We start from the raw sequence: 22,937 nt of genomic DNA on the forward strand, positions 1-22,937 counted from the left end.
TTTTCAATAATTCGGGTTTTGTTTAATAGCCGGATCTGAATCAATTACAACCTGTGGGATAGGAAATAACAGATGAAATGGCTGAGCATTTTTGCCTCTTGCCTGGGCATCTGAAATGAACTTCCCTGCGCGTATAAGATCCATCCGTCTGTGTCCTTCATTGTAAAATTCGTGACCTCTTTCCAGCAGGATCATTTCCCGAAAGGCTTCTTTGGTAGCAACATTTTCCAGCTTCAGTCCTGGAAGGCCAGCTCTGGCTCTGACCTGATTAACCAGTTGAAGGGCTTCTGCACTGGGTCCGTTCAGTTCATTGAGGGCCTCTGCACGCGACAGTATGATGTCAGCTAACCTTATTTCGGGGATATCATTGCCATGAGCAGCCCCTACGTTGTTCTGATCAGGCCAGTATTTGAATGAACGGATGTTATCGCTGCCGCGAAGCTCAACGCGCTGATCGGTTGTATTCGTATAATACGTAATCATCAACTCTTTTCGTTTATCAGCGGCTTCAAACGTATTATAGAATTTGTCGTAAATTCGGAATTCATTGGGCCAGTTGAGCCAGGTAGATTTAAACGTAAGCCCCACTTCAGGCGCTGATTTGAAGTTATCAGGAAACGAAACATTACTCCAGCTATTGGCTGTTACCCGGTCGGAAGAAGCAATGGCCGGCCTTACCCAGATGTATTCAGGATTGTTTTCACTTTCAACTTTGAACAAATCCTTGTATTGGGCATATAAAGTGTACGTTTTAAACGAACTCAAAAACTGGGCAGAGATGGTACTTGCCTCGTTCCAGTTCTTGGTATTAAGATAGAATTTCATCAGGTAGCCAGAAGCTGCGGCTTTATGAGCCCTGTACTTCTGCGTTTCCGCTCCCGGATTGGGTAAGTTTTCGGCGGCAAACTTGAGTTCTGTCGTTATAAACTGTTTGATCTCATCTTCAGAAGCTCTTGGTAAACTCAGTTCCTGCGTAGTGCTGGTTCGTAACGGTACCGTTCCAAAAAAGAAATACAGTTTATAGTAACTCACCGCTCTTAAAAAACGGGCTTCGGCTTCGTAGAGGGACTTTTCAGCGGCCGATAGGTTTGAACTCGGAATGTTTTCGAGCAAAATATTGGCATTTCGTATACATTGGTAATAGGAATCCCAATTCTGTATGAGAAAGTCCATGTTCGGGTCCCAGTTAAATTCTCTATAATTTCGTATGGTAGCCTCCACATTATCGCCACTCTGATATAAAATATCCGTCATAAATTCCTGAGGACCAAGCACATAAATAGAGTTATTACTATTCATGTTTGCCGCTTTGGCATAGGTTTCATACAGAACCGACGTAAGTCCTTCTTTCGTTTTCAGATAGTTTTCAGGAGCCAGTTGAGAAAAAACCTCTTCTTTCAAATACTCCTTACAGCCGGTCAGGAATAGGGTTGCTGACACCAATGCTCCCAGCAAAATATATCTTATAGTCTTTTCCATGATTTTACAGATTTAGGTTTACGCCGAATAGGATAGTTCTGGCCGTTGGAAAGGCATTCCAATCGATTCTGACTCCACCGCCATTCGGATTTATAGACGGGTCATATCCTTTGTAATTAGTCCACATGGCCAGGTTTTGCCCGGTAACAAAAACCCCCAGGCCTTTCACTGCTGAATTTTTGACGGTAAAATCATAGCCTAATTTTACCGTATTCAGTCTCAGGAAATCGGCACTTTCAACCGTATAGGTGTTTACCTCTTTTTTTCCCTGTCCCAGCGGATTGATAAATGACGGGTAAACGGTTGACGGGTTTGACGGAGTCCAGCGGTTTAGTAAGGGTTCCGACAACCGGTTTCTCAGTAGGTTGGCCGGAAAATACGTATCGACCAGGTTATTGTTCAGCATTTTTGACCCCCATACCCCATCCACGAAAATGTTAAGATTGAAACCCTTGTAGCTGAAATTATTCGTCAATGAGGCCATAAAACTGGGAAATGGGTTGCCTATTACCTGACGGTCATCCGCATTGACAATCTTATCGCCGTTTAAATCCCGGTACTTGAAGTCGCCCGGTTTCACGATGTCTTTTGTGGTAGTAAGATCATCGCCCTGCTGCCAGATACCGTCTATGACATAGCCATAAAAGGAATACATGGGCAGACCTTCCTTAATAATAGCGACGTTACTGGTACCACCTGCACTTCCGGTAAAAATATTCGTAATACCACCCAGATCGGTTACTTTGTTGTTGAGCCAGGTCATGTTGAGTGCGGTTTCCCATTTCAGCGGGCCAGTCAGGTTGACGCTGTTGACCAACACTTCAAATCCGCTGTTTCTGACAGACCCGACGTTGGTCATCATCGTCGTAAACCCGGTCGTACGTGGGATAGGCAGGTCCAGGAGCATATCCCGCGTGGCTTTGGTAAACCAGTCCAGGCTACCCGTGATTCTGTTATTGCGAAAACCAAAGTCGAGTCCGAAGTTCAGTTGCTCTGACGTTTCCCATTTCAGGTCAGGATTGGGTACCCTATTCGGTGTGGTGGTACTTACCTGCTGATTTCCGATGACCGCTTTTTGCCCGGTCGTATACGTAGTTATCGATTGATAATTGCCTATTGCCTGGTTGCCTGTTTGTCCCCAGCTAGACCTAAGTTTTAATGAAGTAATGGCGCTAAGGTTTTTAATAAACTCCTCATTTTCAAGCCGCCAGGCAAAAGCAAAGGATGGAAATACGCCGTACTTGTTGTTTTCACCGAAGCGGGAAGAACCGTCAACTCGTAATGAGGCTGTCAGCAAATATTTCTCGGCGATATTATAGTTTACTCTGCCCAGATAGGACAGCAGGCTGTTTTTTGACCGGCTGCTTGTCGCGATAAAACGAGTCGGGTCTCCCAGGCTAAGATTGTCTGTTTTGGTTGCATCCGAAGGAAAACCGCTGGCCTGCGATGTTTGATCATTAAAGTTAAATTGTTGACCAGTGGTCCCAAGCAGAACATTCAGATCCTGATTGCCAAACCGTTTCCTGTAGTTCAGCGTCAGTTCAGACAGAAGGCTACTGTTTGTTCCTGACAAAACGCTGGCAATTCCTCCATTGGCTCGGCCTTCGATGGTTTGTCTATCCACGTACGTATCCCGACGTTGCGAGGTTATGTCAGCACCCAGGTTTAAGCGGGCGGTAAAATCCGTCAGGAATCTGATTTCGCCATACACAGTTCCTAAAGTCCGGTAAAGATTTGACGTAGACGTCTTTCCATTGGCTATGGCGAGGGGATTATCGATGTTCATGTTCTTCGAAAGAACGTAGTTGTTGTCCTGATCGTAAACGGAAAGCGTGGGTTCATAGGCAATAGCCGCATAGATTATCCCCGCTCGTTCGTTCAGATCCATCCCGTTAGCCACGTAGGAATCAGCAACATAAGACGACGTGATGTTTGTGCCAACGGTGAAATTCTTGTTGGTGTGCTCAAGATTGACTCTGGCACTGTATCGTTTATTTCCCGAGTTAATCAGGACGCCATCCTGATTGAAGTAATTCAGAGACGTGTAATATTTAGTGGACTGATTCCCTCCTGAAAAAGAAATATTGTGACTTTGAATAGGTGCATTTTTGCGGTACATCAACTTTAACCAGTCGGTTCCACCTGAAAAATCGCCAATCTTTACATTAGCGCTTCCAGCTCCCGCGTCAATCAAGCTGTTCATAGCGGTCTTGTAGTCGTTAGCACTCAACAGGTCAATATCACGCATGACGTTCTGAACCCCGTAGTAGGCATCATAACTAACTTTTAGTCCGCCGTCTTTACCTCTTTTGGTCGTAATCAAAACCACCCCGTTTGCTCCTCTCGATCCGTAAATGGCCGTCGCTGAAGCATCTTTCAGGACCTCTATGGACGCAATATCACCAGGGTTGATCGAGTTCAACGGGTTTCTGGCGGTACGCATGCCTGTAAAATTGGCGCCGGTGCCGCTTACGGTCGACGAGTTATCGATCGGAAAGCCATCCACTACGTATAGCGGTGAGTTTCCGGCATTAAGCGATCCCATTCCCCTGATATTCACGTTAATTCCACCGCCGGGTTCTCCGCTACTCTGAACAATCTGGACGCCCGCTACTTTTCCGGCTATCAGCTGTTCGGCCGAGACATTGACACCTTTGTTAAAATCTTTTTCTGTTACGCTCGCAACGGATCCGGTTATGTCACTCTTCTTGGCAGTGCCATAGCCGATAACAACGACATCGTTTAGTAACGAGGCCTTTGGTTCAAGCTCTACATCTATCTTTACTCGATTTTGAAGCTCAACGTCCTTGGTTAAAAAACCCACGTAGCTTACATAAATTTTACCGTTCAGATTGGGAACGGTAAGACTATAGGCACCCCCTGAATTGGTGGTAGTGGCCAGGTTAGTACCGTAAAGTATAACCGTGGCTCCGGGCAAGGGCTCTCTGGTACTGGCATCAATTACCTTTCCGGTAATTACATTTTGTGCCAAAGCGGCTATCGAAAACAACAGCATAAGCCCTGTCAGCCGAAATTTGATTCGATTTCGATTCATGGTTTTACATTAGATAAGGTGATTCTGTTTAGGAATTGGTCACTGTTCTTTGGCTAAATCACATTTTATTGTTCATAGGCTTACCATGTTTAAATTTATCTCCTGTGCCAATTTTTTGAATTGATAGAATAGCGTGTCAAGCTGGTCGTAATCGGTTGCGTTTCTTAGTTCACTGCCATTGCGGCAAATTTGAGAGATACCCAATCCTCGTTTTTCGAGAATATATTTCGCGCTGGCGGGATAGGTATCATGCATGACACCCATGTTTTGCGCGAAAAACTGCTGCACTTTATCTACTTCTTCGGAGTCGTCATCGTAATGATTACACAGCCAGACAATTAGCTCCGGGAAATAATTTCCCTGAATACAGGATAGACCTGCCGAATCGGCTTTCATCGAATCTACCGCATGCACCATGTAGGCATCATACAGGGCAAAGTCCGCCGAGTCTTTACTTGCCGCAATTTTGGCCTGCACGCTGTCTATATTTAAGGAAGTGTCTTTATGATATTTGATACGGCCCGTCCGGACTAATTCTCCCAGAAAATCAGGCCTTAAAATCCGTTTATAAGGGACAGGACATTCATAGAATCCAAGGGGAATATCGTCCGTTATCGCAAGCAATTGTTTTACATTGACTTCGAGCACATCGTCAGCATCCGTTTCCCCGGCCAGCAAGCTTGTAATCACAATCACGCTGTCGACGCCTGTACGATACATTTCTTTGACAAATGCGGCCTGGTTTTCCAACGTGTCAGGGAAAGTGCCTGTCGCCACTACCGGAACTCTTCCATTCACTTTTTGTACGACAAACGATACCGAAGCCAACATTTCTTCTTTGGAAAGGTGATACATCTCACTCGACAGGCAGTTGGCAAAAAGGCCGCCCGCTCCGGCTTCGAGGTAGAACTCAATCAGGTCCTCCAGTATTTTGTAGTCAATCGCATTGCCGTCCTGAAAGGGGGTAAGCATGACAGGTATAAATTTTTTAGTTGTCATATCGTTTCTATTGTTCTTAATTTTTGCGCGATATTACCAGTAAGAAAAATCGATAGAGTACCTACCACAATAATCATATTAGCGTGCAGCGGATAGCGTAAAAAACCGTATTGATCTGGTATGAGGTACGAAAAGCTCATCCAGAGAATAACCAGAATGCCGATTAGCGTACCCGTCAGCGCGTCTTTATTCGTAGCCTTTTTGCTTATTAAACCGAGCAAAAAGAGCCCTAGCATACCTCCGGCAAATATGCCGGAAAGTGTCCACCAGACATCTAAAAGGCTTTTGACGCCGATCATGGCTATTCCGCAGAGCATACCGATCAACCCCACGATGACCGTGGCGATGTAAAGAATTTTTAAACTGTTCTTTTCGGTTGAACCTGGATTAACATAGCGCTTATAGATATCTTCGGTAAAGACGGTGGCCGAAGCGTTCATGCCGGAACTTATTGTGCTCATTGCCGCCGACAGAATGGCAGAGACAATCAGCCCTAAAAGACCAGTTGGAATCATATGTACCATAAAGTGCGGCATCACTTTATCGGCATAATCGGATGGCTTCATCGTGGCTGCCAGTTGGACTACTTCCGCTTTGTTTATTGCTAGACCGAGTTGCTCAGAAGCCGCCTGAAGTTTAATGCTCCGGAGCAACTCCGGGTTCTGCATGTAGTACGTATATAGACAGGTTCCTATACTAAAAAACAGGAGCGATACCGGAACATAGATCCACACACAAAGCCAGACCGACTTTTTGGCCTCCGTTGCGCTGGTGGCTGCGTGGTATCGCTGAACGTAGTTCTGGTCCATTCCGAAATTATTCAGATTAATGAAAAAGCCGTATAGCAGCACAACCCAGAACGAGGAATGAACAAGATCGAACTCGATAGTGCCGAGGCTGAATTTATTCTCTGCCGATCCCATGGCAAGAATGTCGTTGAATCCGCCAGGAACTTCGTTTACGACCAGATAAATAATGATACCTGCTCCCAGCGTTTTCAATATACCTTGCACGACTTCGGTCCAGATGACGGCTTCAATCCCCCCCATCACGGTATAGACTACGATACAGATTCCGGTAATCACCATGATCGTCACCATACTATAGCCGGTAAGCGCTTGTAAGGTCAGTGAAATACCAAAAAAGATAGATCCAATCCGGGCTAGCTGAGTGGATAAAAAGCAGATCACAACATAGGTTCTGGCCCAGGTACCGAATCGTTTTTCGAGATTGGTATAAGCCGACACTTCTCCGGTACTTCGATAGAAGGGCACAAAGTATTTAGTAGCGAACCAGGCTGCCAAAGGCATAGAAAGGCTAAACACAAAGGCATTCCAATTGCTGCCAAACGCTTTGCCCGGAACGCCGAGAAACGTATTCGAACTCAGAAAGGTAGCATAAATCGATATGCCTATCGCCCAACCCGGAATCCGGCCGGACGCTCGGGTAAATTCATCGGCTGACGTGTTTTTTCTGGAAAAGAATACGCCAACCAAAACCATTGCAATCAGATAAGCAATAATAATGGCGATATCCAATATCGGTAAATTAGTCATAGGCTAATTTTTAATAGGCGTAGAACCGGTCGTATTGGTAGCAATAAGTACCCCATCAGATTCCGCAAAAATTCACGTTGATTCCTAGATGCACGAACGTAGCGGCTTTGATTTCTGCGGCTTTACGCACATCAAAGTCTCCGTCAACATAGACCACCTGAATGTGGTTTGCTTTGTGCTTGGCCATCATCTGATCACGGCTCACACCGTCCAGAACGCCGTGCATTACCGGCCATTGAGGATCGGTCAGTTTCCAGAGACGGTCCACTTCCGCATCCGGCAATTCCACGCATCGACCCGTACCGATATCACACCAAAGCGCATTGTTTTCGATGTAAACCCGGCTCCATACAATCTTTCCGGGCCTGCTCACGCCACGGAGCGTACCGCCCCCTTTTCCGAAAAACATCGGCGGCTGACGCCTGCTGTCTGCACCGGCATAACCGCCTTTAAAATGCGAGGCAGGAGCCGCTCCCGAGATCAAAAAGACCCATACAAACTCGTCTTTGCCCTCTATAGTAAAGGTTTCACCGTATCGTAAATCGTGTAGGGTATTATCGCCGTTGAGTCCAAGTTCGCGCCAAAGATGGTAGGTAACGTAGCCGTCTATACCGGCACATTCGTCTACCTCGTTGAAGTGAGGCAAGGCTACGTTCGGATATAATTCTTTACCTTGAGCATCAAAAACCGGCGGGCGATCTGTGTTATTGAGCAGCCCTTCGGCCAGATCACTCGCTGCCGTAAGTTCCTTTAACCCTTGCTGGTACTGAATCCCGATCGTGTCGCAGCCAAATTCGTCAGCCAACCGCATAGCCGCAACGTACATTTTGCATTGTTCCAGCGTTTGCTCTGTAGTCAGTTCATTGGTCGGATCAGTTCCCCAAACAAAGTTCATTCCTTTTTGAAGCATCCAATCCAGCACAGCATTGGCTTCTGCATCTGAAACGGTCAGCATTTTAGCGTACAAGGTGGACTGACTTAACCGTTCCTTATATATACCGAGAGCATGAATAAGTTCATCTGGTACGATGGCGTTAAACATCCCCATGCATCCCTCGTCAAACACCCCCATAATCACTTTATCGTCCTTAATACGTGCAGCTAGTTTTTCAGCCACAAGTAAGCCGTCCTTCCCTACCTTAGTCCTATCAAACCGGTTTACATGGGAGAGGTCATGCGTCACTTTACCGGTGTCCAGCCATTCCTTTAACCCTGTGGTGAAGAATGTATCGTTAAAGTCTTTACTCCACAAGAAATTGTACTTCACACCGGCTTTTGTTAGTGAGCCTGTAAGATTAAGCGAGCCAACAAGACCTGGATAGGTGCCGTCCCAGTTGGCCACCACCAAAATTGGTCCTTTGTGCGAAACTAGTCCTGCCAAAACGTGATGACTGTACTGCCACACGCTCTCGGCTACGATCAGCGGCTTCGTTTTATCTATTTCTCTGAAGATTTTTATTCCTTCGTATTGGTAGTCGATAAAACCATGCCCTTTCGCTTCATTATAGGCGTGGGCTCTTTTAACTTCCCATGAATGTTTACGTAAGGCCTCTGCCAGGTCTTCTTCCATTTTTTGTTGCATCGGCCAACACGTAAGGTTAGCTGACGGCCTGAGGTCTCCGCTACAGACCAGTAAGGCATAGTTACGTTCCATCTTTCCTTGCTACTTAGAGTAGCACAAAGATTGAACGCTTCTAATTGGGATGGACTCATTGAATTTTTCCAACTTATCCAACATATTATCACATTAATTAAAAATTTACTGGAATTTTTATAATTTCGTACATAACAGCAGCCATAGCTACAGATGGTGCCTAAACTTCATATTGTTCCCAGGCCTCTGGATAATGCCTTTAGTATTCGTCACGATATAGTGCCACAGTTTGGCTCAATCTGGCACTATCATCCTGAAATAGAACTTCATTATCTTATAAAAGGTGAAGGGATTCGGTTTATAGGGGATAATATAGGCAACTTCCAGCCTGATGACATGATTCTCATGGGCTCAAATGTGCCACATACCTGGAAGTGTAATATTCCATTTTCTTCGGAATATCATGTGGAAGCGTTAGTGCTTCACTTTCATCCAGAGTGTCTGGGGAAGGAATTTCTTACTGTATACGAAACGCAGGGAATTTCGAAACTCTTTGAACAAGCCAAAAACGGACTCATCATCAAAGGAAGTGCAAAGGAGAAAATTAAACGGCTAATGTGGCGAATGATACGGGAGACAGGCTTGAATAAAGTTGTTTACTTATTAAGAATTTACGTCATTTTACTGGAAAGCAGCGAATGCGAGATTTTATCGAATAGTGTTGAATACACAAAATTTAATCAGCATGATGGAAATAGAATGGAAAAGGTGCTTTCATTCACCTTACAAAATTTCAGGAATAAAATTCTGATTGACGATGTAGCACAGTTAACGAACCTGAGCGTTACTTCGTTTTGCCGCTACTTTAAAATGATGTCTAATAAATCGTACTTTGATTTCCTTACAGAAGTACGCCTTAGCCATGCTTGTCGATTACTTATTAAAACGGACTTTACGATAGCAAGTATAGCCCTGGACAGTGGATTTGAGAATACCTCTAATTTTTACAGGCATTTTAAGAATGTCAAAGGAATTACGCCTAAAGAATATAAGAGTCGTTTTTCACAGGGTAATTTGTCATTATGAGGTTCACCCAAATTCTGGGCCGGTTAGAGGATCGGACGTTCATTTGTTGGTTTTTGTTCCCTTTCCAACCACATCGGGGGTCATCCTCCGAGAGAGCTGTGAGGTTGAAAACTATTGTATTCTTGCCGCCAGCATTCAATTTTTTGGCGGGCATCTTCCAATGACAGGAACCAGTGCACGGTTAAACATTCGTCACTGAAACTACCATTAAAAGATTCAATAAAAAGGATTATTAACGGTCTGCCATAGCGGTGGGATTGCCAGGAAGTTAAAAGTCTAACGTTACGTTGTTGTTATACGCCCCACGGGCGGCCCCGCATTTGCCTAAAGCTTTGGCAATAAATTCACTGCCATTATCAACCGCTCAGGCGGCCCTATTAAATAGGTTCGGGAACGGCTAAATACAACGATTGTAAGCGATTCATTTCAGCAATCACATCTTCCGATTTCGACGACTGGCCAACGTGAATGGCCACACACTGGCGGCTATACTTGTCGACCTTGTAGTACCAGATAGAACGGCCTCACGTCACCACGGCACAAGCCCCAGGATTTGATAGTTGATAATCCATCATCAAACTTTGGACCAGCCCACGGCCTTGAACTGGCCCGCTCGGGCAGCCATACTTCTTCTTCCACAGGGCCGCCTGATCGGTTGTAGAAAGTGACTTCACTAATGCCCATCTTACGGCAACCCTCAGCAACGACAGTTTCGGTGTCAGCTTGGCGAAGCGCAAAGACAATGGCTCCGGCCACCCGGCTGCGCTTCGGTGAATTTGGTCTTCTTCATAAGCGATTATTGGTTGTTTAAATGACCGAAAAATCGCGACATCGGCCGGACGGCCGAACTCTCTACTTTAGATTGGTTCAGTCTATTTGGGGGACGTCATCTCTCCAAGACTCCCATGAAAAGCATTATTTGAGACAAAAAATCACCAATGAGTCATTCAGTAAATCTATGATTACTATTTCGCTGAACAAGTTTATTTCAATTACTGAGACTTTGTCGGGATAAGCTGTGATCGGTGGAGCATTCCCCAATCAATCATCGAATCGATCACTGTGGCAATGTCTCGGCCGGATTCCGTTAGCCTGTATTCAATTAGAACAGGGGTCTGATCATACACGATCCGCTGCACAATACCGTTGATTTCAAGCTCTTTAAGTTCCTTTGACAACATTCGGGGCGTTATCTTTTCGGTACTCTCAAGTAAATCTTTAAATCGATTCATACCCCGCAGCAGAGATGCGATGATTGGCAGTTTCCACTTCCCCTGGATTACGTTGAGCGTGTCGGTTAAGGCCAGAATGTAACTTCGTGGGCATTGTGGTCCCTTCTCCTCCCCAATAAACTCTTTGAACTGGCTCATATATAGCAATTTAACTTAGGCAGTATACAAAAGTATACTACTAATTTATAAGAACAAAGTATATTTAGTATAGCTGCTCCTGTAGCTTTGTGGGTCATTAAATAAACAGAACATGATTTTAGTTACAGGCGCAACCGGTCAATTTGGGGCCAAGGCCATTGACCATTTACTGGAAAAAGGAATTCATCCTTCTGGTATGTCAGCATTAGTTCGAGATACAGCTAAAGCTAAAGGACTTCAACAAAAAGGCATTGCCAGTAGACTGGGCGATTACTCCGATTACCACTCACTCAGGGATGCGTTTAGGGACGTAGATAAGCTATTGCTGGTATCGAGTAATGATAGACAGGCTGTCGAAAACCGAACCGCTCATCATATCAATGTGATCAAAGCAGCAAAAGAGGCTAAGGTTAATCACATTATTTACACCTCTTTTGTCAGAAAAGCCAACTTTGAGCATTCTGCCATAGCTGCCTTTCACCAGTCGCATGTTGAATCGGAAGCCTTTCTAAAGAACAGCGGGATTGCTTATACCATTCTTCAAAACGGTATCTATCAGGAGATGATTCCTATTTTTTCTGGCCAACAGGTTGCCGAGAAGGGCACCATTTTCTTTCCTGCCGGGGATGGTAAAGCCAGCTATGTACTACGTGAGGAATTAGCCGAAGCCGCTGCTCACGTGTTGACGACGGATGGTCACCTGAACCAGGTGTACCAGCTGACTAATACGGCTTCGGTTTCTTTTAACGACATCGCTCGTGAATTTGCCCGTGTCCTGAGGAAAGACGTCTCCTACCAATCCCCTTCGGTTAGCGAATTTGAATCGATATTAAAAAGCGGGGGTGTTCCTGATCAATACATTGGTATGCTCAGCAAGTGGGCTGTGGCTTTATCACAAGCTACAATGGATGTAGAGGACCCAACCTTGGCGAACTTTTTGGGACGAAAACCAACGACTGTGCAACAATTTATTAGCCGGGCATATGCCCAAAACTAAACCGTGCCCCATAGACTATTCATCCTACCAGCTCTCCCTCATGATGGTAGAATGAATAGCCGCCAGCACGATACAGAAAAGCCTTTGCCAATCTTTATTGCGGCAAAGGCTTTTGTAAAATGGGTGACCTCTTGGAGATATACCGGAGGACTATGCCTGGGGGCGATCCCAGAAAGCGGGCGGTTCTACGCCCAGGGTGCGTAGGTAAACATACGCCTGGCCTCGATGATGAATCTCATTATCGATCAGGTAGAAAAGAAACCAGTAGATTGGTCCTTCATACAGACCAAACGCCTTGTCGACTTCCTGAAAGCGAGTGGGTGGAATCTGCGTCCAATGGGCATTAATCTTTTCTGTCACCCGGTCCCACTGAGCCAGTACCTGCTCCTTCGTCGTGGCTTTAGGAGATGCCTCCGCCCCCTCGCCAAAGGAAGGCCACTGGCCTGAAATAACGCCCTGCATGCTCTGGTCGGCCATCTGTAGGACTTCATCCATCAGCGCCGAGCAAGGTCGCATGCCGCCCAGGGTGTATGAAAAGAAGTGCTCCTCGGGGTAGGCTTCGATCACCCGGCGGGTGAGTCCCCGGTGTCCCTGCCAATGGGCCAGAAGTTGCCCGGGGGAGAGAACGATCTGATCTGTCGTTTGGCTAAGCTGCGCTGTGTTTTCCATGAGTTGCTAGTGGTTGACGTTGTCGATTGATTTACCCCACAAAGAAAAGCCAGGGGAGTGACAGCCCTATGTCAGTAGTGAACTCAGTCGACGGTAATTAATCAAGCTAGCTCAGCACCAATAGGTAGGATTCTAGCTAGTCGGAGCGATTCCAGACGACAAACGCCGACGCTTCAAAGACGCTCCCACACACTATTTTGCATGCCCATTGACGAAATTCACCGCCTTACAAATTATTACCAGTTGTAGTGGCAAAACGTCCTATTCATCGAGAACCCTTCTTGCCCGTTTCATCTGGGAGGGTTTTATATGACGATGTAATTTCGGTTACATCGTCATCTTGAGAAAAGTATTAAGTGGATTGGGAGTACGGTATGCGTAGGGAGATGACCATCATTCTTTATCTGCTTAAACCTTGTCAATATGAATGACTAAGCCCTTTGGAAACAACTCTATTCATACCGCAAAGCCCGCACTGGATTCGTACGAGCCAGCCGTATCGCATGATAGCTAGTGGTTAGGGTGGCAATCAAAAAGGCAACTCCACCAGCCAGCACAAATTCTCCAGGGCCAATCGAAATATGGTAGGCAAAGTCCTGTAACCAACGCTTCATCGTAAACCAAGCTAGTGGACTCGCTAGTAGAATGGACAAGCCAACTAACAAGAGAAATTGCCTCGATAGCAGGTAAATTAGGCTATAGGACTGAGCACCCATTACTTTACGAACCCCTACTTCCTTAGTTCGCTGAGCAGTGGCCAAGGAGGACAAGCCGAACAAACCCAGGCAGGCAACTACGATCGTTAGCAGGCTAAAATAGGTAAAGATCGTGACCAGGCGTTGTTCCTGCCGGTATTGCTGTGCAAAGGTTGCATCCAGAAATGTAAAGTCAAACCCATGATCCGGCAAGACCCTTTTCCACTGGTTCCCGACTAGGTTAATTTGAACAGGTAGAAGGCCAGTGGATAAACGCACCAGCACTTTTTCTGGTCCTTGCCAGGCATTATTTTGTAAAACCATCGGCTCGATCGGCTGTTGGGGAGACTGAAAATGGAAATTTTTGACGACCCCGACCACCCGTCCGCGCCACGTTTCGACTCCAACGGGTCCTTGACTGATCTCCTTACCGATGGCTGTTTCCACTTTCCACCCCATCTTCTTCACTAATGCCTCATTGACCAGCACCTCATGGACTACTTCACCTTTCTGCTCGCTCCCCATCCTGGCATCGACAAAATTCCTACCGGCAATTAGGGGAATACCTAATAGGGTCAGGTAGTTTTCGTCTACGCCAATGGAGCGTTGAGGCAGCGGTAGCATCTTACCGTCCTTTTCCAGATTGAACGCCGACAGGTTCATCTCCTGACCAGGTAGGGAATGGGAGCCGATTAGTGCCACACCTCGTACATATGCTAAGCCAGAAAGCGCTTTCTTGAGTGAGGATATAGTTCCGCGGTTGGCTGCCTCTTGGGGAATATCCAAAATTAGCACCTGCTCCCCTTGAAAGCCCAGGTTCTTATGTTGCAGATAGTGTAACTGCTTATAGACGACTAGTGTACCGATGATGATCGTTATCGAAATCGTAAACTGAAGCACGACCAACAACTGGCTGATTTGTACTCTGGCTGATTTTCCTCCCAGCCCAAGTTTCCCCTTTAGCGCCGTTACGGGTTCAAAAGAGGCCATGTAAAAGGCGGGATAGCTCCCGGCTAGAACACCTACGATCACAAAAATAGCGCTTAACAAGCCTGCCATCGGCCACGTCAGTAAGGAGGAAAGCGAGAAATGCATATCCGTTAATTGGTTATACACGGGCAGCAGGAGAATTACCAAGCCCAGCGAGAGTAGTACGGCCATGCCAGTCAACAGCAGTGACTCGCCCAGAAATTGAAGCAGAACCTGGAAGCGAGCGGCTCCGATTGCTTTGCGAACGCCCACTTCGCGGCTTCGCCCGACCGATTGAGCCAGGGACAGATTGATGTAGTTGATGGAAGCAATCAGCAATAGAAACCCAGCGACCAGGCAGAAGATCAGTAAGTAGGATCGATTGGCCTTGGGCGTATCGAACCGTTTAGGTTCGCCTAAGTGGATATCCCTCAAATTTTCTAACGCAAAGGCAATGTGGCCACCCCTTTTGGCGAAGTCAGCCTGAATGGGCTGGGCGACCTTGTCCAGCTTTTGGGAAAAATCTATTCTATCAGCCGCCTGTTTAAATAACACGTAGCTACTACACCAAGCCTGCTTCTCTAATTTCTCAGCTTTTTGGGCAATTAATACCTGGAAGGGCCTATCGGTATTGGATGGGATGTCGCGCAATACGCCCGTGATTTGATAGGTATTCCCTCCTGACTGGAGTAGTTGGCCAAGTACTTCTTTATCTTGATTCCAGTTGTTACCAAAAAATCTCCGGGCTATCTGTTCCGTAATCACGACTGATCCGGGACGGGCCAAAGCAGTTTCCGGATCGCCTGTCAACATAGGATAGGTAAAGACGGTCAAAAAGGCCGGATCATACACCGTATACACCTGGTCCAGACTAATTACGCGTGGCCCTTTACTCGGTGAGGGAGAAGCAATCTTAAAGGAAACGTTGTCGGGATTCGCTTGCAGACGTATGACTTCTTCGATTTCCGGATAGTCCATCTTTAGCTGTTGACCGATGAAATTAGGTGCCCAAGCCGTATGGTCTTCTTTTCCGTCCACGGTTAATTGGGTAGTTAATCGGAAGATGCGGTCTGCCTTGAGGTGGTAATTGTCGTAGTTCGACTCATGCTGAACGTACACCATAATCAGCACACAACTGGTAACACTGACGATTAATCCTAGCAGATTAATGGATGAAGCCAGTTTCTGGCGCTTTAAACTGCGCCAAGCGCTTTTGACATAATTTCTAAATATGTCACCTGTAAACTGATTGAACTTGCCTCTTGGTGTTACGAAATTGTTGCCCTGCTGGGAAGGAATCATGGTAGCGATCGGTCATGGGTATAGGACTATGGGTATAGATGTAATATTCCTATAAAATCCATAACCAGTCCTTCTCTTATAGACGTAGCAAGAAGATGTTGAACCGCTCGATAGCTTGGGAGATCCCTAAACTATCGTCTCCTGAATCACCCCATATAAGAAAGACTTACATAAAAAACCCTTCGTCTCATGCAGGAGCGATTTGTGCGATAATGACACTAGGGATAACAATACGAAAGAACGTTGGCGAGTGAATAAGATAGATATATAAAAGACTATAGGAGCGATTTAAGGGGTTAGATTTAGAATTCTTTCTCGCCGAATTCATTGCTCGGCAGTTTGACCGGCTTATGCCGTTGACGCAGCGAGTAACTCAGATTCAGCAGGAGAATATCCTTCTCCTGGATGTAATTGGTAGTCGTGTAAAAATCCACTCCGCGCGTCGTGATTCGTTGCTCATTGCTAGCCAGTCGGCCTAAACCTATATTTTGCCATTGAAACATCACTGAGAGTCGATTTTGAACAAAACTTTTTTTGATCGATAGGTTTGGTACGAAGAAGCGTGAATCTTCTCCCTGGGCGGTAATCCGCTGAGAGAGATAATTCAGATTAGCCTGTAGCACCCAGCTCGTAGCGACTTGTAGGCTGGTATTGGTGTTAACCGAGTAGGCCCACGCCTGATTGGAAAACACTACGGTATTCTGAAATAACTGCCCGGATATCATCGACCGATACACCGTACCCCCTACATAGAGCTTCCAGCGTTTGGTGATCGTCAGGTCCGATGTGAGTTCCAGACCTAAGCGTTGTGCCCGACCTGCAGTCGTATAGAGTCGGTTCAGGATTGTATCGGCATATATACTATTGACCCGGTTGACGATGTTCTGTACGTGTTGATGATACAGCGTTGCCTGCCAGGTGCTACGGCCTACCGTTCGGGTTACACCCAATTCACTCAGGTCCACAAACTCGGGTAGCAAGGCTGGATCACCCTGTTCAAGGGTTTCCGAGTGTTCACGTTCCGGTAGCGGGTTGAGGGCTAAATTGCTGGTACGTTGCACCCGACGGCTGTAGCCCAAACGGACTTGCCAGTCCTCCTTAGGCCGATAGACCAGATTCAAAGAGGGAAACAAATTAGTCAGCTTCAACGGATAGGTTTGCCCTTGAGGGCGGATATCCACCTCCCGCAGGGCCGACTCAAAGCGGATACCGACTGTATACTCCCACTGCTTAACTTTATGAGTATACTGACTATAGATACTGTGGATCTGATTATTGATTTGGGCTTGTCCACTAAAGGCATCGATGAGCCGTAGGGGTACCCCTCGCCCATCCTGGTTTAGGTACCGGTAATCTCCGTTGTCACGCTGATAGCGGTACAGATAACCTGCTTCCAGTCGCCCACCCGCCAAAGGCCAACCCGCATCCACGTTAGCCCGAATGTTGCCAATAGGTCGATCTGTGGTGGTGAAGGTGTATTGCAACGTATCACGGATGTCACTTCGACGCACATTTAGATTGCGCGTAAATCCATCCAGATAATCGTATTCGTAGAGTACGGCTGCGCTGAGTGTCGCTTTACGGGTAAAGGTATGGGTGTAATCCAGACTGGCCGTAAAAAACTTCCCTCGCTTGCGCACCAGATTCGCGTTGAAATAGTCTATCTGGCTAATCAATAAGCCAGTTTGCCGATCCGTTGCCCGGTTATTGTAGATCAGATCCGCCGTCCGATCTTCCGTGCGAGCCCCATAATACAAACCCGCCGACCACACATCCGATTTAGTGGGCGTAAAGTTTACCGCTAGTCGATTGGTCAGGGTGTAACGATTAAAACTACGTTCACCGATACTGAGAAAACGGGTGACGCGATTACCACAAATGGTATATACATCTCCCTCCCGCCGACCGGCTAGATCATTCCGCAGATACGCCGTGCTAAAGTTCCAGTCCCAGCGAGCGGTTCGGTAGCTTATCGATGCGTCTGCACTGTAACGAACCGGATGATACGTATTATCAAATGCGTTCAGACTGGGGAGTCCACCCTGGCTATTAACCACTACGGACAGGCCTGTATCGAACCCCGATTTAGTCGTGATGGCGATAATACCGGCTTTCCCATCAGAATCGAACCGGGCCGAGGGGGTGGTAATCACGTCAATGGCCTCAATGGTGTTGGCTGCCAGTTGATTCAGTAAGGTGCCTAAATTGGCCTGCACGGGCTTACCATTCAACAGCACCAAAAACCCATTGGCTCCTCGTTGGGTCACTTCTCCTTCCGCGTTGATGCTGATACCAGGTAGGTTTCGCAACAGATCGGTCGCCGTACCTCCTACGGCAGAACCAAACTGAGCGGCTCGATAGGTTTGTCGATCAGCCTTGACCACTAAATCGGATCGCTGCCCGGTGACAACCACTTCGTTTAGCTCATTTTTGGCGGGTTCAAGCAAGAGCGAGCCTAGGTTAAGGACTTCGTTTCGTTTCAAGTTGAGCGTAACTACCTGGACTTTGTAGCCAATAAAAAACGTTTTAAGTAGGTACTGACCAGGCGGTACTGGCCTAATGAGAAAGGTGCCTACTGAGTCCGAAAGGGCACCCGTTACGGCCACCGAATCGGCGGGGCGATAGAGTGCTACGCTGGCAAAGGGAATGGGCTTATTGGTGGAGGCCTCCACCAATAAGCCTCGCAGCCCAGCCTGTGCATATAGGAAATGGCTACACCCTAAAAGAACGAGCAGAATAAGGAATCGGCGGTTCATCGCTGGTTACGAGTCCAATCCGGACAACGATGCAGTATTCTGCTGATGTACCGTCGCTGGCGTACGTACCGCAAAGGTATTTCAGAGGAGCCGTACCAGTATGGTCAAGTTTGGTTTGATTTTGGTATTTTTGAAACAAACTTACTCAATACTCTATTTCTTTGGCCTGATGGATCAATCCGAGTCCGTTCCGTTTCCGATAAAGGACAAATTGATAAACGAGCAAGTAGTCAAAATATCTCGCTTCAAGGAAATCATCAAACGTACCCAGCCGCATAAGCATGATGGTTATTTTGAGTTAATTCTCTTACTTGAGGGAGCTGGGTATCATTGGGTGGATACCCAGCTCCTACCGATTGCCCCGCCAATGGCCTTTTTTCTTTCCCCTGGGCAACTCCATTGTTGGCAGTTAACGGCTATTCCCAAAGGGTTTGTCATTATGTTTCGGCCTACTTTTATCGATCCCAAACACAGTGCCGATCTCTATCCGTTGGTGCAACAACTCGAACAAAAAAAGGAAATATCATTACCTGAGCCAGCTCCCTTCATAAACCTGCTGGCGGCTCTGGAGACCGAGTATAAAAATCCATCGAGGCACAGTTTAGTGATTCTTCGAGCCATGACGCAAATTCTATTGGCACGCCTGTTAGAAGTTGATCAGGTGGAATCGGCACCGGCCAAAATGAGCGATCAGACCTTTCGACGCTTTATCGACTTATTGCGACAGCCTGGCCATGTAGCTCATCGGGTATTTTATTATGCCGAACGACTCGGTGTATCTGCTCAACATCTGAATACGATCTGTCGGCGGGTACACGGCCAATCAGCCAGTGAGCTGATTACAGAACAGATTATCCTGGAAGGTAAGCGGTATCTGATCCATACCGATCAAAGCATTACAGCAGTCGCCGAACAACTAGGTTTCAGCGATCCCTCTCATTTTGTGAAATATTTCAAAAAAATGACGGGTCAAACCCCGGCCTCGTTTCGAAAATTAAATGGCTTCTAAAAAGTACGTGATTATTACCAGCGCAAAGTAGACGAAGGCAAGAGCAAAATGCTAGTACTCAATGCGGTTCGCAACAATCGGACCGCCGAAGCGGCTGATCCATCGGGTATGTTCAGTGGTTCACCGAGGGCAGAAATATGGCAGAAATTATACGCCAACGCTTGCATAACCCATGGAAATCCGTGCGGTCATTAGCCCGAATTTCTATCTGAGTCTTCTGCTTCAGTAGTCCAGTGGGGTCCTAAATCGATCGGCGCCGGCCGCCCAGCATGAGTCGCTAGCTCAGTCGAAGACGGTAGGGCATCCCACTGGCACTGGTTTACTCTCAGTTTGAGAGCGTTCCAAGATAGGGCAATCTTGGAATCTTACCTTGGTCCAAATCTAAAGGCCGAAGCGGCTTGTCCATCGGGTGTACAAGAATCCTTTCGGAAGTGAACCCGTATTGCGTTGAAGAGAAAAAGCAAAAGAAATACGGATGTAGTAGCGATGGCTTACTTACCATACCCGCAACTGAAATTAATACGTTGATTTTTAAGCTTTTTGCAAAAAAAAGACGTGACAGGTTGGTACGTCCGGTTCGCCGGGATACATGACAGCCAGACACGGCCTGATCGGCTTATCGCAAACGGCCGTTATTAAATACGCGCCAAAGACTATTCGCATCAACGCCATTGGACCCGGCTATATCGACACGCCGGTACTGAGTCAATTGCCACCAGAAACGATCCAGCAACTGATTGATACGCACCCAGTTGGCCGTTTGGGGAAAGCAGAAAAAGTTGCCGAGCTAGTCATCTGGCTCAGTTCAGATAAAGCCACTTTTGTCACCGGATCTTATTACCCGATTGATGGTGGCTATTTAGCTAAGTAACTCAGAATAGCTCAATGGTCAGATTGTGTATGCTGATCACTAGACGTCAACGGATGCCAATGATCCAGTGTGGATCAAGGAAATCACTGGCTCTTGATCAATATCATAGGGCGACCTAATAAAGATCAGCCCTTACCTAGTCCGTGCACACTACCTTCACTATCTACTGACCAGCATTCGCCGTTGAAACGCCAGGCCCTTCGGTTTAACTTGTTGTACATCATGAAAACAATCATTTTAGCTATCGATTTTTCGATTCATGTTGAAGCACCGCGCGGAACACATTCGATACTTATTGAATCCGCAGCCCCACACACTGGCCATCAAAAGGGGAGACGAGATTTATAACACCCTCCTGGGCTTTGCGCACACCAACAAGGCCGACCTGATTATGATGCTGCCGCAGCTTCGGAACTGGCTCTGGAAGCTGGTTGCCGAAGGGGAAACCCAGCACCTGGCGCGCCTGACCGACATCCCCCTGCTGGCGGTTGTCTGATACGTATCGTTCTCAACAAACTCCTGAATACCATGAACATCGCTTTTTTTAGTTGCCAGCCCTATGAGCAGCCCTTTTTGGAAGAGGCTAATCGCAATCACCGGCATCAGTTGACGTTTTTACCCCAGAGCTTGACCCCCGAAACGGTGCAGTTGGCGGCTGGGAATCAGGCGATCTGCGTGTTTGTCAATGACCAGTTGACACGCCCCACGCTTCAGGCGCTGGCCGCCCTGGGTATTCAGCTGGTGGCGCTACGTTGCACGGGTTATAATCAGGTAGACATCACCACGGCTCAGGAGCTGGGTATCCGTATTTTGCGCGTGCCAACTTACTCGCCCCACTCGGTTGCCGAACACGCTGTTGCCTTGCTGCTATCGCTGAACCGGAAAACCTATCTGGCGTATCAACGGACCAAGGAAAACAACTTTACGCTCGATGGCCTGATGGGGTTTGACCTCTATGGCAAGCGGGTAGGTGTGATCGGTACGGGTAAAATTGGTGCAGCCTTTGCCCGCATGATGCTGGGTTTCGGTTGCCACGTACTGGCCTACGACAAAAAGCAGTCGTCTGTTTTGCAGCAGCTTGGTGTGGAGTATCTGCCCCTGGATGAGGTACTGGAAAAGGCCGATGTGCTCTCACTCCATTGTCCGCTAACGCCCGAAACGCATCATCTAATCGACACTACGGCGCTGGCCCGCATGAAAGCTGGTGCGTACCTGATCAATACCAGTCGGGGGGGTCTACTTGATACGTCCGCCGTACTGGACTCGCTGCAACGGGGCCATCTGGGTGCGTTAGGCATCGATGTGTATGAACTGGAAGATGATTACTTTTTCGCCGACTGGTCGGACAAAGCCCTGCCCGATGCCAATTTGAACACCCTGACCCACTTACCAAATGTGTTGGTGACGGCACATCAGGGCTTTTTCACCCAGGAAGCAATGGAGCAGATTGCTCACACAACACTCAACAACCTGACGTATTTAGAACAGGAGCATCCCGACAGGCAACGGTTGCCCGCCGATGCCGTGGTGGTTGGGTAAAAGGAATAGATGACAGGCAGAAACTAAAAAAATAGATATCCCCAACAACGTATGAAAAAAATTCTTGTGCTGACCGATTTTTCGGAAGCCTCGCGCAATGCACTCTCGTTTGCCCAATCGTTCTTTAGTGATACCATCGCTGATTTCCACCTATTGACCAGCTACCCGGCGCAAACAGGTGGCTTTAATGGGCTTAAACACAACGCCGAAGCCGCTCGCTCAGCGACTACCAGTGCCAATCAATTACAGCGTATGGTGATCGAACTGCGCCAGCAGGCTATCCAACAAGGGCATACCTTCCGCTCATCGGCTCTACCCGGCGATCCGCTGGAGGTAGTCGAACAGATCGTGAAGGCCGAGACCTACGATTTTGTCGTCATTGGCCCCCAGCAAAACGATGCCTATGGGTTATTTGGCAATAGCGCCATTGGTCTGGTTCACGAGCTGAAAGCGAATATCCTGGTGGTACCAACCGATGCAACCCTCCGACCTATCTATCAGGTGGTGCTGGCCATCGATTTTGCCATTCTAAAGGATAGTAAATTGCTTGATCCACTAAAAGAGCTGGTGACGCTCAACGCAGCACTACTCACCTTACTGACCATTAAAACGCCCGACAACAGCGTCATTCACCCGGAACAGGAACTTCGGATTCGACAGTTTTTAAACCCCATTAAACCAACTGTAACTCGCTTGCAGGCCGCCAGTGCCAAAGAAGGTATTGATGCCTATCTGGCTGAACATCCGGTCGATCTGTTGGTAACGATTCCCCGCTACAAGGGTATCGCCAACGCGATGTCGGGAGATAGCCCTACACATACGCAGGCTTACACACCTTTAGTGCCGCTACTGACACTGTACGACGATGGTAGCAACGACTTACCCGAATTAGTCGCCGATCTATCAACAGTCCATAGTGCGCTTTGATGCCTTTGACGCGCATCCGGGTAGCGTAGCGAGTTTGGCGGCAGCTGTAATTTCGACCGAATCA

The 22,937-nt window shown here is 47.3% G+C and carries 15 protein-coding genes and 2 pseudogenes; 7 read left to right on the forward strand and 10 right to left on the reverse strand.

The features are described 5' to 3' along the window. Positions 1-3 precede the first annotated feature (3 nt). From ACYVEA_RS00340 to ACYVEA_RS00360, 5 genes are all read right to left on the reverse strand, one after another. Positions 4-1,479: a RagB/SusD family nutrient uptake outer membrane protein gene (locus ACYVEA_RS00340; protein WP_461111300.1), complete on the reverse strand. Its 1,476-nt coding sequence runs from the start codon at positions 1,477-1,479 to the stop codon at positions 4-6. A gap of 4 nt (positions 1,480-1,483) precedes the next feature. Then, positions 1,484-4,534, reverse strand: coding sequence for a SusC/RagA family TonB-linked outer membrane protein (locus tag ACYVEA_RS00345; protein ID WP_461111301.1), 3,051 nt, complete (start codon positions 4,532-4,534; stop codon positions 1,484-1,486). 72 nt (positions 4,535-4,606) lie between these two features. Continuing rightward, positions 4,607-5,533 (reverse strand): dihydrodipicolinate synthase family protein, encoded by a 927-nt coding sequence (locus ACYVEA_RS00350; protein ID WP_461111302.1) that lies wholly within the window; start codon positions 5,531-5,533, stop codon positions 4,607-4,609. Next, complete coding sequence (locus ACYVEA_RS00355) at positions 5,530-7,089, reverse strand: sodium:solute symporter family protein (protein WP_461111303.1); 1,560 nt, start codon at positions 7,087-7,089, stop codon at positions 5,530-5,532. Before ACYVEA_RS00355 ends, ACYVEA_RS00350 begins: the two co-directional genes overlap by 4 nt. A 55-nt stretch (positions 7,090-7,144) precedes the next feature. Then, positions 7,145-8,659 carry a fucose isomerase gene (locus ACYVEA_RS00360; RefSeq protein ID WP_461111304.1) on the reverse strand — a complete coding sequence of 505 codons (1,515 nt, stop codon included), beginning with the start codon at positions 8,657-8,659 and terminating at the stop codon, positions 7,145-7,147. A gap of 237 nt (positions 8,660-8,896) precedes the next feature. Here ACYVEA_RS00360 and ACYVEA_RS00365 point away from each other — a divergent pair, with 237 nt between their 5' ends. Then, positions 8,897-9,769 carry an AraC family transcriptional regulator gene (locus ACYVEA_RS00365; RefSeq protein ID WP_461111305.1) on the forward strand — a complete coding sequence of 291 codons (873 nt, stop codon included), beginning with the start codon at positions 8,897-8,899 and terminating at the stop codon, positions 9,767-9,769. A gap of 80 nt (positions 9,770-9,849) precedes the next feature. Here the strand turns inward: ACYVEA_RS00365 and ACYVEA_RS00370 are convergent. Next, a pseudogene (locus ACYVEA_RS00370) lies at positions 9,850-10,127 on the reverse strand (integrase core domain-containing protein); the annotation flags it as partial. Positions 10,128-10,761: 634 nt separating this feature from the next. Beyond that, positions 10,762-11,139, reverse strand: a complete 378-nt coding sequence (locus ACYVEA_RS00375; protein ID WP_461111306.1) for a winged helix-turn-helix transcriptional regulator — start codon at positions 11,137-11,139, stop codon at positions 10,762-10,764. Between the two features lie 112 nt (positions 11,140-11,251). Here ACYVEA_RS00375 and ACYVEA_RS00380 point away from each other — a divergent pair, with 112 nt between their 5' ends. After that, complete coding sequence (locus ACYVEA_RS00380; protein WP_461111307.1) at positions 11,252-12,136, forward strand: SDR family oxidoreductase; 885 nt, start codon at positions 11,252-11,254, stop codon at positions 12,134-12,136. A gap of 150 nt (positions 12,137-12,286) precedes the next feature. On the opposite strand, the gene ACYVEA_RS00385 is transcribed toward ACYVEA_RS00380, so the two are convergent. The 3 genes from ACYVEA_RS00385 to ACYVEA_RS00395 form a co-directional block, all read right to left on the reverse strand. Further along, the gene (locus tag ACYVEA_RS00385; RefSeq protein ID WP_461111308.1) at positions 12,287-12,805 is read right to left on the reverse strand and encodes a DinB family protein; all 519 of its coding nucleotides are present in this window, start codon (positions 12,803-12,805) and stop codon (positions 12,287-12,289) included. 452 nt (positions 12,806-13,257) lie between these two features. Next, positions 13,258-15,771 carry an ABC transporter permease gene (locus ACYVEA_RS00390; RefSeq protein ID WP_461111309.1) on the reverse strand — a complete coding sequence of 838 codons (2,514 nt, stop codon included), beginning with the start codon at positions 15,769-15,771 and terminating at the stop codon, positions 13,258-13,260. Positions 15,772-16,073: 302 nt separating this feature from the next. Further along, complete coding sequence (locus ACYVEA_RS00395; RefSeq protein ID WP_461111310.1) at positions 16,074-18,527, reverse strand: TonB-dependent receptor; 2,454 nt, start codon at positions 18,525-18,527, stop codon at positions 16,074-16,076. 169 nt (positions 18,528-18,696) lie between these two features. Here ACYVEA_RS00395 and ACYVEA_RS00400 point away from each other — a divergent pair, with 169 nt between their 5' ends. The 5 genes and pseudogenes from ACYVEA_RS00400 (at position 18,697) to ACYVEA_RS00420 (ending at position 22,873) form a co-directional block, all read left to right on the forward strand. Continuing rightward, the gene (locus ACYVEA_RS00400) at positions 18,697-19,536 is read left to right on the forward strand and encodes an AraC family transcriptional regulator (RefSeq protein ID WP_461111311.1); all 840 of its coding nucleotides are present in this window, start codon (positions 18,697-18,699) and stop codon (positions 19,534-19,536) included. A 577-nt stretch (positions 19,537-20,113) separates the two neighbouring features. After that, positions 20,114-20,407 (forward strand): annotated as a pseudogene (locus ACYVEA_RS00405) (SDR family oxidoreductase); the annotation flags it as partial. 259 nt (positions 20,408-20,666) lie between these two features. Continuing rightward, entirely contained in the window at positions 20,667-20,903 is a 237-nt protein-coding gene (locus tag ACYVEA_RS00410; protein WP_461111312.1) for a hypothetical protein, read from the forward strand. 32 nt (positions 20,904-20,935) lie between these two features. Further along, the gene (locus tag ACYVEA_RS00415) at positions 20,936-21,946 is read left to right on the forward strand and encodes a 2-hydroxyacid dehydrogenase (RefSeq protein WP_461111313.1); all 1,011 of its coding nucleotides are present in this window, start codon (positions 20,936-20,938) and stop codon (positions 21,944-21,946) included. A 51-nt stretch (positions 21,947-21,997) separates the two neighbouring features. Beyond that, a complete protein-coding gene (locus tag ACYVEA_RS00420) occupies positions 21,998-22,873 on the forward strand; it encodes a universal stress protein (RefSeq protein ID WP_461111314.1) in 876 nt (291 codons plus the stop codon). Positions 22,874-22,937: the final 64 nt, after the last annotated feature.

The sequence above is a fragment of the Spirosoma jeollabukense genome (assembly GCF_054777855.1).

What these genes read in the sequence shown, in the direction of transcription:
- ACYVEA_RS00340 (WP_461111300.1), bottom strand. Translation starts at nt 1,479, where the DNA reads ATGGAAAAGACTATAAGATATATTTTGCTGGGAGCATTGGTGTCAGCA.
- ACYVEA_RS00345 (WP_461111301.1), bottom strand. Translation starts at nt 4,534, where the DNA reads ATGAATCGAAATCGAATCAAATTTCGGCTGACAGGGCTTATGCTGTTG.
- ACYVEA_RS00350 (WP_461111302.1), bottom strand. Translation starts at nt 5,533, where the DNA reads ATGACAACTAAAAAATTTATACCTGTCATGCTTACCCCCTTTCAGGAC.
- ACYVEA_RS00355 (WP_461111303.1), bottom strand. Translation starts at nt 7,089, where the DNA reads ATGACTAATTTACCGATATTGGATATCGCCATTATTATTGCTTATCTG.
- ACYVEA_RS00360 (WP_461111304.1), bottom strand. Translation starts at nt 8,659, where the DNA reads ATGGAAGAAGACCTGGCAGAGGCCTTACGTAAACATTCATGGGAAGTT.
- ACYVEA_RS00365 (WP_461111305.1), top strand. Translation starts at nt 8,897, where the DNA reads ATGGTGCCTAAACTTCATATTGTTCCCAGGCCTCTGGATAATGCCTTT.
- ACYVEA_RS00375 (WP_461111306.1), bottom strand. Translation starts at nt 11,139, where the DNA reads ATGAGCCAGTTCAAAGAGTTTATTGGGGAGGAGAAGGGACCACAATGC.
- ACYVEA_RS00380 (WP_461111307.1), top strand. Translation starts at nt 11,252, where the DNA reads ATGATTTTAGTTACAGGCGCAACCGGTCAATTTGGGGCCAAGGCCATT.
- ACYVEA_RS00385 (WP_461111308.1), bottom strand. Translation starts at nt 12,805, where the DNA reads ATGGAAAACACAGCGCAGCTTAGCCAAACGACAGATCAGATCGTTCTC.
- ACYVEA_RS00390 (WP_461111309.1), bottom strand. Translation starts at nt 15,771, where the DNA reads ATGATTCCTTCCCAGCAGGGCAACAATTTCGTAACACCAAGAGGCAAG.
- ACYVEA_RS00395 (WP_461111310.1), bottom strand. Translation starts at nt 18,527, where the DNA reads ATGAACCGCCGATTCCTTATTCTGCTCGTTCTTTTAGGGTGTAGCCAT.
- ACYVEA_RS00400 (WP_461111311.1), top strand. Translation starts at nt 18,697, where the DNA reads ATGGATCAATCCGAGTCCGTTCCGTTTCCGATAAAGGACAAATTGATA.
- ACYVEA_RS00410 (WP_461111312.1), top strand. Translation starts at nt 20,667, where the DNA reads ATGTTGAAGCACCGCGCGGAACACATTCGATACTTATTGAATCCGCAG.
- ACYVEA_RS00415 (WP_461111313.1), top strand. Translation starts at nt 20,936, where the DNA reads ATGAACATCGCTTTTTTTAGTTGCCAGCCCTATGAGCAGCCCTTTTTG.
- ACYVEA_RS00420 (WP_461111314.1), top strand. Translation starts at nt 21,998, where the DNA reads ATGAAAAAAATTCTTGTGCTGACCGATTTTTCGGAAGCCTCGCGCAAT.